Genomic DNA, 12,070 nt, shown 5'->3' on the forward strand with positions numbered 1-12,070 from the left:
AGCAACCTTTTTTTATTTAGTACTTTACTTAGATAATGTACCTAATATTAGGAATTTTTATATCTAATCTCTAACCTAGAAAGAAGTACGGCGATAGTTACGATATTCAGGTAACCAAAAGTTCGCTTTTAATCGGCGTTGTAAGTTCTCCGATGTGATAGGTAGTGCTAGCTTATCTTGAGCCGCTTGCAATGCCACTGCATACGCTATTTTTTCACTGATCTCTCTAATAACCTTAATCGGCGGTAGGATGGCACCAGGTGCTTTTTCGTATTCCATTGATATATCTGCAAGGGCTTGGCTTGCTGCCGTTAGCATATTATCGCTGATACCCGTCGCACGTGCTGCTAAAACACCCAGACCAATACCAGGGAAAATATAGCTGTTATTACACTGAGAAACCTCAAAAGACTGACCGTTATAAGTGGTATGAGGAAACGGACTACCCGTCGCAACAATTGCCTTACCTTTACTCCAATTCATGACTTCTTGCGGCGTTGCTTCCACACGAGACGTTGGATTTGAAAGTGGTAGTACAATTGGGTGCTCAGTATTAGCACATAGCGACTCGATCACTTCTTGGGTGAACAGACCTTTTTGTCCGCTAACACCAAATAATACGGTGATTTTTGCTTGTTTAACCACTTGCGCTAAGCCGAGTTTCTTACTTTTATCCCAGCTGGCAATAGCTGATTCCTTTTGTACTAATGGTTCTTGGAATTTTTGCAGCTCTGTCATGCCATCTGTTAGCAAGCCATAACGGTCAACCATGAACACTTGACTACGGGCTTGCTCCTCAGTCAACCCTTCACGCTGCATTTGGCGAATAATATGCTCAGCAATACCGCAACCCGCAGATCCCGCGCCTAAAAATGCGATATTCTGTTGGCTAAGTTTTTGACCTTTATTTAGACACGCTGCAATCAGAGTACCAACCGATACCGCAGCAGTCCCTTGAATATCATCATTAAAGCAGCATAGCTGATCACGATATTTATTCAATAACGGGGTCGCGTTTTCCTGAGCAAAATCTTCAAATTGCAATAACACTTCTGGCCAACGGCGCTTAACGGCTTGAATGAATAAGTCCACAAATTCATTATATTCATCGCCAGAGATGCGCGGATTTCTCCAGCCCATATACATAGGATCGTCAAGCAGCTGTTGGTTATTGGTGCCGACATCCAGCAAAATAGGTAGACAATAAGCTGGGCTAATACCACCACAAGCCGTATATAAAGACAACTTACCGATTGGAATGCCCATACCGCCAATACCCTGATCTCCTAGGCCCAATATACGTTCACCGTCAGTAACAACGATCACTTTGACGTTTTGTTTGGTGGCATTTTGTAGCATGTCGTCGATTTTGTGACGCTCAGGATATGAGATAAACAAACCACGTTTACGACGATAAATTTGCGAGAATTTTTCACACGCCTGACCAACGGTTGGGGTATAAATAAGCGGCATGACTTCTTCGATATGCTGCTCAATTAGATGATGAAATAAGGTTTCATTGGTATCTTGTATATTACGCAAGTAAATATGCTTATCCATCGCGTCAGTGAATGAGCTTAGCTGATGATAAGCACGTAATGATTGCTCCTCAATCGTTTCAATATTATGAGGTAATAGCCCTGTTAAATTAAAGCTACTACGTTCTTCTGATGAAAAAGCACTACCTTTATTCAGTAAAGGTGTCTCTAAAAGAGCGGGTCCAGCAACAGGAATATATAAAGGACGCTTGTTTGACATAATGTAATCTTCTTATTAAAGGCATATGAGTGAAAGCCATACTGAGTGAAAGCTATGCTAGTGCTGCATTATACATAGCATCGACTGGTATTTAACAATAGATAACAAAATCATTTTGAATAAATGTGCTTCTGAACTCGAGGTCACTGATACATTTACCTAGAAATAATCAAAAAGCACTACCAATCGGCAGTGCTTCTGAGGATGTATTGAACAATTTATAATGGACAAACACTGAACTATTTAGCTACTTAGCTACTTAGCTACTGATAAATAATCAGCCCATGGCCCGTTTTAAATATCAGTTATAGAGTTCAGTTATAGACAGCATGAGCAATTGCGTTTGGTTTTCGACATTTTACCAATACCCGGATTAAAGGTATTGGTTGGGTCCAAGCTTTTATAAAATTTCTGCAAATCAGGTTCTGCTTCGTATAGATGCCCTACATTATGCTCAGCAGGATATTTGGCTCCGCGTGCGCTCAGTAGCTCTAACATCATTTTTTTAACAAGATGTGCATCACTACCCTTTTTCAAAATATAGTCTTGATGAAACACATAACAAAAGAAGTGTCCGTAATACAGCTTCTTCTCCAAATGCTGTTCAATGTCTTCAGGTAGGGTTTCGAGCCATTCTAATTCGTTACGTGGTATGGCAATATCCAATGCCAATATATCGCCGACGTCTTTTTCATGTATGACTTCATACCTTAGTGCGGCACCTGCAGCGGCAAAGCGATGTAAAAAGGCGCTTTCTGATTCTTCTTGACTACATTCAAAATAGTTACCCGTATTTGAAGCGTCGAAAAACACCTTTAGAAAATCCTGTGCTTCTGCTATGCCATCATCACTCATTTTTAAGATGAGATGATGCTCATATTGGTCGCGGTACTCTAGCATTCGCTTCGGTAAATGCTTTGGAAATATATTGGCGACGAACTGCATGACTTTATCAGTGAAATGCTTTGGCATCCATGACCATTTATGGAATTTTGCATCCATAGCGCCTTTGATAGAAAACAATCTAGGTAAGGCATTGGTACCAAGATGCTTAATACTGAGGAACGTGTCCTTACCATACTTAGCAGATACATCAAATATATCACGATGCATATACTCACCCACTTCAGGGATATTATCGAAGCTCGATAATATTTGTCTTCTGAGCTGTGCAAGCTCACTCACACTGTTGGTGCCTATATAAAATGTTTTCTCTTTTACAGCCGTTGGATAGGTATCAAGACGTACTGCAAATACCGCCAGCTTGCCAGCACAGCCGCTTGCTTCATACAGTCTTCGCTTATCCGCATTAAAACGACTTGGCGTGCTTGCATCAACATCTTTTACTCTGGCGATATATTCTTTGTCAGATGCCATCTTACCGGTGTCAGGTAATGCTCTTTTATCAAAATTACCTGTTTGCAGATTAGTAAGTATTTCTTCTGGGGTATCTCCTAACTCTACATCTAGGTGATTAACTAATACTAGCTGACCGTGCTTGTCTATTTGGGCAAACAATGCCAGCTCGGTATAAGCAGGACCTCTTTTAACCAGAGCCCCACCAGAATTATTAGAGACACCGCCAATAATAGATGCACCCAAAGTCGATGAACCGATGACCGAGTGAGGCGCTCTATTTACAACTTTAAGCTGACTTTGCAACTGGTGTAATGTCGCCCCAGGCAAGCTAATCACTTGCTCATTGTCATTCACCAAATACAACTGGTTCATTGCAAGGGTATTGATCACAACCACTGGTCTATCGTAGTCATTACCGCTCGGGGTTGAGCCTTCCGTCAGTCCCGTTTTTGCTGCTTGCATGATAATAATACAGTCGCCTTCCACACATATCTCTAAGCTACGCCAAATCTCCAGCAGTGTTTGCGGAAACAAAACAGCTAAAGCATTGCCGCCACCAGAGCGCCACCCCATTCTATAGTGTTCGTTTTTTTCTGGATCAGCCTGTACATTGCCGGCTCCCAGTAAATGGGTTAGCTTGTCTAACACTTGCTCAGGATGGAGTGTGTCTTGGTCTTGATGCGCTATATTTGATGAGGAAAGGTTTGATGAAGCTCTATTTAATGACGGCATATGACGCTCTTTATTTAGTGATTGTGTGTCACTCATGATGCTAAAGGCCCTTGAAAACCAAAGAGGTAAATGGCAGCCATGACGATAATCCCGCAGAACAACACATAATAGATGGTAGGTAAAATAGTACGTCTAAGTGTGGCGCCCTCCATACCGAGTAGGCCCACCGTTGCCGATGCAGCCACCACATTATGTACTGCAATCATATTACCAGCAGCGGCACCAACTGCTTGAGCCGCGATGATTAGAGAAGGTGAAATATGTAAGCTCATGGCGGCTTCGTATTGGAATTGACTGAACATCATGTTGGATACGGTATTAGAGCCCGCGATAAAAGCACCTAACGCACCAATGGTTGCACTGATTAAGGGGAAAACACTGCCAAAAGTACCCGCAAACAACTCTGCACTGGCGACAGGCATACTCGCCACATCTGATAAGTTTACGCCTGAATTAATAAAAATCCTAACCATTGGAATCGTAAAAATAAGGACAAATCCAGCCCCTAGTACAGTTTTTCCTGATTCTTTAAAGGCATTGTTTAGTGCACTGGCAGGTCTTTTGGTTTGAAAAGCGGCAGCAACCAAGGCGCTGATTAATAACAAGCCGCCTGGTAAGTATAAAGGACTAAAGCTGGCACTGATATCTGCCTCACTTAAAATCGAGGTTAGGTCTACTGTCGCGCTGTTCAGCAAAGACTGAAAGCCTGTTAATACTCTAGAACACACCAATAAAAGGGCAACTAACAAATAAGGGAACCACGCCATGACCGTGGACATCTTTTTATCACTCAACGCAGGAGTGATGTCTTCTTTGCTGACTACTAGCTTACCAAGCCATTCACTTGGCCAGCTTTTTTTCGGTTCAAAATCCCATGTGGTTTTTGGTACTAAAAATCCACGTTTTGCCGCATTAACAACGATAGTGATACTGACCAAACCGCCGACCAATGATGGAAACTCTGGCCCTAAAAAAACACCTGTTAGGGTATAAGGAATTGTGAATGCCAAACCCGCAAAAATAGCAAATGGCCAAATAGCGAAGCCTTCTCTCCAGCTTTTATTTTTCCCAAAGAAACGTGTGAGCATCATCACCATAAAAAGTGGCATAAATGTACCAATAACACCGTGCATAATGGCCACTTGGCTGGTAATCAGTTGTAAAAAATCGCCCCACTCTAGTCCTTGTTGTGCCAGTTGGGCGCTAATGGCTACTGTATCTAACCCCTTGTTTACTCCAATAACGATAGGCGTACCGACTGCCCCAAATGATACAGGCGTACTTTGGATCATCATTCCCATCAACACAGCACCCAGCGCTGGAAATCCTATCGCGACGAGTAAAGGCGCGGCAATAGCGGCCGCTGTACCAAAGCCAGCCGCCCCCTCGAGAAAGCAGCCAAAGCACCATGCAATAATAATCGCTTGTACCCGCCTATCTGGCGATACATTGGTAAATCCAGCACGGATAACGGCGATGGCGCCCGTATGCTTTAACGTATTCAGTAAAAAAATAGCCCCAAATACGATCCACAATACTGAGACGGTAATGACCATTCCTTGAATGATCGATGAAGACACGCGATTAAGCGTCATATCCCATACAAAGAGGGCAAGCGCGGCAGTAACCGCCAGAACGATTGGCATGGTTCTTTTGGCTGACCATTGCAATCCTATCAAAAAAATACCACAGAGAACGATTGGCAGTAATGCCAATAGTCCATATATTGTTTGATTCAAAATCATAATCCTTTTTTTATCGTGTAATCTTCCTTGAACCACTTCATCTAAGCATTTGTTTTTATAACTTCATGCTGTCGGTCAGACGAAGCCGAAGACAATCTCTGTCAGTGACGCTATTAATAGAATGATTAAATAAACAAATGCTCAAAATTCCCTAAAATATTCTACGCCTTGTCAATACATTGATATATTGCATCAAAGGATAATGTTATTTTCTTTTTTTGCTATAATCTAAAACGTATTGCACCAATTGGGGAACAAGTATGGGCAAAGCTGACGATATGGTTTTATTCGTCCAAGTGGTTGATGAAGGGTCATTTTCTCGGGTCGCTGAAAAGCTGTCATTAACGAATTCAGTGGTAAGCAAACGCATTGCAAGATTAGAAGAAAGCTTAAATGCACAGCTGCTTTATAGGACAACTAGAAAGTTAAGCTTAACCGATGCAGGAAGGACGCTTTATAACAAAGCTAAAATCGCTAAATTTGCCTTTCAGGAAGCTGAAAATGCCGTAACAGGCTATGGTGAGGACATGAAAGGCAACATACGTATAACCATGCCAGCGGTCTCTGCAAATCTAATATTGAGCGAATCCATTGCCGAATTCTGTAAACAACACCCAGAAATAACAGTAGATTTGCAAATTACCAATCGATTGGTTGATTTGATAGAAGAAGGATTTGATCTGGCGATAAGGACAGCAGAGCTTGAAGACTCATCACTCATTGCAAGACGTCTTATAGATAGCCAGTGGGTCATATGTGCGACACCAGACTATTTAGAGCGACACGGTACACCTCAAACCCCTGAACAATTACGGAGTCATGAGTGTTTGGTCTATAAGTTTGATCATACGGCGAATGGTATATGGCCGCTATATATAGATGGCACGGAGCAATTGCTTCCTGTACAGGGGCGGTTTCATAGCAATCATCTTAATGCGATTAAACAAGCGACTCTCAGCGACCTAGGTATCGCCTTTTTACCACAAGCACTTGTTTATGAAGAAATGCAGCAAAATACGCTCACCCAGATTTTGCAACGCTTTACAAGAAAGAAAATGGGTATGTATGCGGTTTACCCCAAGGCACGGCAACCGGACCAAAAATTGAAACTGCTTGTGTCACATCTGCGAAAATCATTACATCAAAAACAGGCTTACTACTGCTAAGTAATAAGCCTGTTTTTCATATGAATAAGCAAAGATGGATGAGAGTATTTGACGATAATAGTCATATATGTCGACTTCGCTTTAATCAAAGCAAAGAATACCTGAGCACTATTAGCTATAAGTATAAAGTGCTCAGACATGAAGTTCAGTTGTACTAGATAATGTTATTAGTATAAGAATTTGATAACTGAAACTTTACTACCTAGTAGCTTTCATAAAGGCTGAACAATCTAAATAAATTTTTATGATCCATTGACTGTGTAGCGTACGATAACTTCATTATCGAGTACGACATTGGTTGACCAAATGAATTCAGCATCTGCTTTTTCATTATCAAAAATATCTGTGAAATTGGTATAAGCTGATTTGTTGTCTACTCCAATGGTTTGATTACTATAGGTGGTGGCATTCGGCCAACTAGAGTCATCAAAGTCTGCTTGTTGCCAATTGGTAGGCAATTCCCAGTGCAAGCCATAATCTGCCGAACCGTCTTGTACATTAGCTGTGGTCACACAATTACTAGATAGTCGCTCGCTACCTAACTCACTAATACAGGACAAGTCTCTAATCGGCGCGGTATAAAAGGTTTGTGCTTTCCAGTTTTTATCGGTCTTGGCGATGATGTTGTTATCTTTATCTTTGATCACAGCGACTAAACCACCATCTCCTGCATGAAATTCTGAGCCATTATTACTCTCTGAACCAACGCCTAAGTTTTCTTCCCAATCCACCAAATGCATAGCAACGGTAAACGGTGCTTTTGCCTTAAAACGCACTATGTTTGAATTGAACTGAGTAAATGGTACATTGTCACGTCCGACGGCTACGCCATTTACGTACATCTCAAAATAATTATCTGCAAAGACGTAAGCGGTATACACTTCGCCATCTGCGTCTATTTCAATGATGTCTGAGCCATCAAGTTGAGATAAAGCTTCACTGGCGGTGCGATAGTCGTTGCCTGTACAAGGGTTGTTTAAGTCGGATGCCACTGGGAAATCTGTATTGAGCAAATTGGTCGCTGCTGGTACTGTCCATGTTTTACCGTCAGTTGACTGGATACTACCGATGTTGGTTTGACGACCACGATCACATTCATAGGCATTTGTCACATCAGTCTGGGCAAGACCTTGAGTTAAGCTAGCGGTGCCAGTATAACTGCTGGCATCTGCACTACTTATTGATGCTGTCGTTTGCTCATTGGCATCGGTAGCTGCTGAGTCTATTTGAGTTTGGCTACACGCAGCCAGCAATACAGCAGATACTGTCGTGGTTAGCAAAGCAGGTATTAAAATAGGTTTCATTAGGATTCCTTAGCATTATATAAGATGGTCTAAAACTCAGCTTATTTGTCTCTATAACTGATCATTATCATTAGATGCACATTATTTTTTCTGTGTATCATCAGGGCGTTTATAAGTCTGTACAGTCGTACCCTCTGGATCAATAAACTCAAAAGTATAAATATCTTTAGTCGCTTCAGTATCGCCCCAACCATAATTAAGCTTATGCTCTTGACCGTCATGGGTATACGTTAGACTATATTGAGTCGGGCTTATAATCTTGTAATCTGTGATCTCAGCTCCGCGCAAAGGCGTTAGCGCTGGACGAACGCCGTGCGTATGCGCTTGCGGTGCAATCTCATTTTCTGGCGCTGTCGTATCTGGGTTTATAGTGACCTTACCGCGCAAGCCTGCAATTAAATACGGAAACTCTGAGGTAGCATGGTATTCATAGCTACCGTCTTCATTGAATTTGCCTAAATATTCATCAAGCTCATCATCGGTTTCACCATAGACAGGAAAGCCGTCTAGCGCATAAGCAATGGGCTTACCTTCACCAACTTGTGACTGTAGGTGGGTTGGTGCAAGATGATAATGGTAGTCATCAGCGCGTCCAGAATGCCCGCCCCAATTGTCTAATTCTCCGAATGCTTTGGCGTCCTCACCACGATTGTTTAATGGGTTGAATATAGGAATGCCATTGGCTGCAATAGCGATAGCCCCTTTCATAAAATTGTCTTTGGCCATTAGAGACTCATCGGCAAGCTCAGGCTGCAAGGGAATGACCCAACTGTTCTCATTGGTATAATCCTGGTCGATAGGTACTTGCTGTTGCCAACTGGTGATACCGGTCATCATTTCATGGCTTGGGATACCATTTGATTCGACATACAGATATTTATCATCATGATGGGTACTGACGTTATCAAATGAGCCAAATACTGAGGTCATAAAGTCAATGTCATTGGCAGGTACTGGCAAATGAGCGATCGCCTCTTTCGTCTTTGCACCTATATTTTGGGCCGTCTCAGTACTGCTACAGGCGACCAGTAAAGCAGTTGCACCCAATACTCCAAAAACTGAATAGGTAATTTTTGACGGTCGGTTTTTCTTGTGGCGTATATTCAAAACATAGAACAAAACCAAACCACTCGCTAAGACCAAGCCGCCCAACAGGTAGAAGAATAAAACAGAGCGCGTGTCACTGTTATCCGTTATAACAGAACTTTCCGCATCAGCTTTGTTTAGTGCAGTCCCATTATCATTGGCAATAACAGTAGTATCGCTTGGATTTTGGATAGCCGTTAATTGATTACTACTTACTAGATTTTCAATCACTGCTAGCTGATTGATCGCTTGAATATGAGCGTTTTTTTCCAAAATATAAGTTTGATCATCGGCTGAAAAGTCTGACAAGTTAAAAGAAAGTAGCTGATGGTGGCTATCCGTTAAATAAACAGTATCGTCTTCTAATTTAATAAAATCAGCAGCGACACTAGGCTGGCCAGTGATCTGCCATTCTTTGGCAGGCAGAGTATGTGCACTAGAATCATGGGCGTAGGCAGAGGTCAGTGATGAAACTTGTATGGCGGTGACAATAGCAAGCAAGCTGAAAGCTCGAGCCGTTTTTATGAGGGTCATAACACGCTCTCGTTTGGATTGATATTTGACAATTAGTCATAGTCAGGCTATATACGTATGCACCTGTCTAAATGTCATAACTATTTATCGTTACTCACTCAAAAAATTATGATTACAAAATAATAGATCTATTATATTGAGAAGATAATATCAATTTTTACTTTAGATAAAATTTAATAAGTGTTAAGCCATATTGCATTTTTTACTAAGGAAATCACATAGACTATACCTTCGGCTGATCTACTATCATCAATCGTGATGCAACGTACGGCGATAATTAGCAGTGTTCTTATATAAGAAAGCATCGTGCAAAATCAAAAACGCATCCCACTGTCTTCTAAACACTGCAACGGATTTTTATCAGACGCACAAGGTTGGATTTTTTTGAGTTCATCAAGCGATAGATATTCAAAATAATTGGTCAGTGCAACACGAGCATCGGGGTCATCTATAAAATAGCCGTCATCATATATTTTATCTTTCCAACTTAGATTTACTCGATATAAATAAGACTTATAGTCTATATCAGCTAACGCCTCATCAGGGAGCTGATCAAAAGGGCCATCGTAATAATTATTTTTATAAACATTATTGGCATTGACGCCTACTAATATGGCAAATTTTTCCATAGGGAGGTAGACAAATTGAGTCCTAGCACCCACTTTAAGCACGTCGCTAAAAGGATAGTAGAACTCATCATCTCTGGATAAAGGATTAATATAATAAAAGTTATTGGTAGTAGAGTGAAAAGCCAAATAGAATGTAACCCCCGAATCGTCCATCATTGGTAGGTTTACTTCAAAACCTTGACTCTCAAGCGTCCTTACAAAATCAGCATCTGTCTCTATCTGATTAATCTTAAGGTTTTTTTTAATATTTTTGAAAGTTAACTGATATAAGTTAGGTTGATGCTCTTTCAGGCTAAATATGTCTGATGACTTATATAACTTATGATGCGTTTTAAACTCACCTCGTTCTTTGCCGGCTATGTCATAAAAATATATAAAGGATAAGCTGCCTTGCTGTCTTAACTTATGACCCACCAACATATTGCCTTTTATTAAGTTGCCCTGATGGTAAAAGTTAAAATAATAATAGCCCTCTGAAGGGTAAATAGTGAGGGTATCGTCAGTCTGTGATAGCACATATTCAAAAACGTCATCTACATTATCAATATCAAGCTCAGTACCTTGATACAGTTCATTGATCATTTTCTCGTTAGTATTTATGGCATTGGCTTGAGCAGAATACAAAAAAAGCAGACTCACCAGTAGGTAACAAAAGGTTTTCATGAATACTCTCCAAAATGTGGCTTAGTACATAAAAAATGACAGCTAAATGCTTAACTGTCACCTTGTTCTACTCGTAGATAGCATATATAGCATTGCTCAATTATTTTGCTAGTTTCATAGACTCAAGTTCAACGTTTTCATCGTTGATCCCTATTTTGGTAGTGATACAGTTATGTTTTTTTCTGGTCTTCCCAAATAAATGACCTGCGCTTTGCGCCAGTTCTTCTTCACCACTCGTAAATTCACGTGCTTTAAAGATCTTAAATGACTTAGTGGTCCAATGCGAATCAGACTTGCCCCAGCGATGTCCTTGCGATTTAGTCTCTGCCATTTGGCTCTCCATAAAAGCGCCACAAACATCACCATAGCTTTTTTCAATCATGTTATTTTCTTCAGCAAACTTAGTAAGAGCTACTTGCGATGCATCCTCTCTTAATGGCACGTTCACCTTTGAAGACGCCATGTTTGCCTTGCCCTTTTTCTTCTCTTTCCCAGTGGTGCTCCAATTATGAGTCCACTCCGCAATCGCACTGTTCTCCGTTACAGTCATACCACTTTTGGCACCTGCCATATCATCGGCGGCATGGCTGAGCCCTACTAAAGACATGCTCAGTGTCAGTATCGTTATTTGCTTATAAATATTCATAATATACATCCTTGTGTAAAAGTATTTAATATCAATAAATCACTGTAAACAGCTGAAACTACTGTAAGTAGCTACGTTAAATTTATCGTCAAATGATCCACATGACGGACTATCTGCCCGAGTCTCTCTAGGGCCTTGGTTGATTCTTAAAGTCTTCGATAGCTTCAAGAGCCTTGTCTTTTCTGCTTTGCCAAGGCCATCTAAAGCCCTCTTCCTTATCTACTTCAACATCATTTGAATTATTGATGGCACTTGATTTATTATCTATCGGTACTTTTTCTTTTTTCTGCATACTTGAGGGTGTAGCGTGATTGACACTCATCATTGAGGTTTCAGAGATGCGTAAGTTTTGGGTATTGACGTCTTCAGCATGAGAGATGATAGCTAACGGTAAAATAACAATGCTAGTTAAGACGGCTTTCCATAATTTCATCGTGGTAGTCCTTTA

The 12,070-nt window shown here is 41.0% G+C and carries 9 protein-coding genes; 1 reads left to right on the forward strand and 8 read right to left on the reverse strand.

The window, feature by feature from the left end; translation table 11 throughout:
* Positions 1–75: 75 nt before the first annotated feature.
* The 3 genes from Q0788_RS11310 to Q0788_RS11320 form a co-directional block, all read right to left on the reverse strand.
* Complete coding sequence (locus Q0788_RS11310; RefSeq protein WP_101205849.1) at positions 76–1,758, reverse strand: NAD-dependent malic enzyme; 1,683 nt, start codon at positions 1,756–1,758, stop codon at positions 76–78.
* Between the two features lie 318 nt (positions 1,759–2,076).
* A complete protein-coding gene (gene dld / locus Q0788_RS11315) occupies positions 2,077–3,885 on the reverse strand; it encodes a D-lactate dehydrogenase (protein ID WP_298810687.1) in 1,809 nt (602 codons plus the stop codon).
* On the reverse strand, positions 3,882–5,588 hold the full coding sequence (locus Q0788_RS11320) for an L-lactate permease (protein ID WP_298810688.1): 1,707 nt from the start codon (positions 5,586–5,588) through the stop codon (positions 3,882–3,884). The genes dld and Q0788_RS11320 overlap by 4 nt, the downstream gene beginning before the upstream one ends.
* Positions 5,589–5,854: 266 nt before the next feature.
* Between Q0788_RS11320 and Q0788_RS11325 the strand changes: the two genes are divergently transcribed.
* Positions 5,855–6,760 carry a LysR family transcriptional regulator gene (locus tag Q0788_RS11325; RefSeq protein WP_298810691.1) on the forward strand — a complete coding sequence of 302 codons (906 nt, stop codon included), beginning with the start codon at positions 5,855–5,857 and terminating at the stop codon, positions 6,758–6,760.
* Between the two features lie 242 nt (positions 6,761–7,002).
* On the opposite strand, the gene Q0788_RS11330 is transcribed toward Q0788_RS11325, so the two are convergent.
* The 5 genes from Q0788_RS11330 to Q0788_RS11350 all read right to left on the reverse strand — a co-directional run bounded on the left by Q0788_RS11330 (position 7,003) and on the right by Q0788_RS11350 (position 12,055).
* A complete protein-coding gene (locus Q0788_RS11330; protein WP_298810694.1) occupies positions 7,003–8,064 on the reverse strand; it encodes a hypothetical protein in 1,062 nt (353 codons plus the stop codon).
* A gap of 81 nt (positions 8,065–8,145) precedes the next feature.
* Positions 8,146–9,684 carry a YHYH protein gene (locus tag Q0788_RS11335; RefSeq protein WP_298810697.1) on the reverse strand — a complete coding sequence of 513 codons (1,539 nt, stop codon included), beginning with the start codon at positions 9,682–9,684 and terminating at the stop codon, positions 8,146–8,148.
* A gap of 314 nt (positions 9,685–9,998) precedes the next feature.
* Positions 9,999–10,976, reverse strand: a complete 978-nt coding sequence (locus tag Q0788_RS11340) for a hypothetical protein (RefSeq protein WP_298810700.1) — start codon at positions 10,974–10,976, stop codon at positions 9,999–10,001.
* Between the two features lie 100 nt (positions 10,977–11,076).
* Entirely contained in the window at positions 11,077–11,622 is a 546-nt protein-coding gene (locus Q0788_RS11345) for a hypothetical protein (protein WP_298810703.1), read from the reverse strand.
* A gap of 127 nt (positions 11,623–11,749) precedes the next feature.
* Positions 11,750–12,055 (reverse strand): hypothetical protein, encoded by a 306-nt coding sequence (locus Q0788_RS11350; RefSeq protein ID WP_298810704.1) that lies wholly within the window; start codon positions 12,053–12,055, stop codon positions 11,750–11,752.
* Positions 12,056–12,070 lie beyond the last annotated feature (15 nt).

Origin of the sequence: uncultured Psychrobacter sp. (assembly GCF_947500265.1) — a bacterium.
Taxonomy (GTDB): domain Bacteria; phylum Pseudomonadota; class Gammaproteobacteria; order Pseudomonadales; family Moraxellaceae; genus Psychrobacter.

Bases quoted from the DNA above. Each gene is read 5' to 3' on its own strand.
- Q0788_RS11310 (WP_101205849.1), bottom strand. From the start codon at position 1,758: ATGTCAAACAAGCGTCCTTTATATATTCCTGTTGCTGGACCCGCTCTT.
- dld (WP_298810687.1), bottom strand. From the start codon at position 3,885: ATGAGTGACACACAATCACTAAATAAAGAGCGTCATATGCCGTCATTA.
- Q0788_RS11325 (WP_298810691.1), top strand. From the start codon at position 5,855: ATGGGCAAAGCTGACGATATGGTTTTATTCGTCCAAGTGGTTGATGAA.
- Q0788_RS11330 (WP_298810694.1), bottom strand. From the start codon at position 8,064: ATGAAACCTATTTTAATACCTGCTTTGCTAACCACGACAGTATCTGCT.
- Q0788_RS11335 (WP_298810697.1), bottom strand. From the start codon at position 9,684: ATGACCCTCATAAAAACGGCTCGAGCTTTCAGCTTGCTTGCTATTGTC.
- Q0788_RS11340 (WP_298810700.1), bottom strand. From the start codon at position 10,976: ATGAAAACCTTTTGTTACCTACTGGTGAGTCTGCTTTTTTTGTATTCT.
- Q0788_RS11345 (WP_298810703.1), bottom strand. From the start codon at position 11,622: ATGAATATTTATAAGCAAATAACGATACTGACACTGAGCATGTCTTTA.
- Q0788_RS11350 (WP_298810704.1), bottom strand. From the start codon at position 12,055: ATGAAATTATGGAAAGCCGTCTTAACTAGCATTGTTATTTTACCGTTA.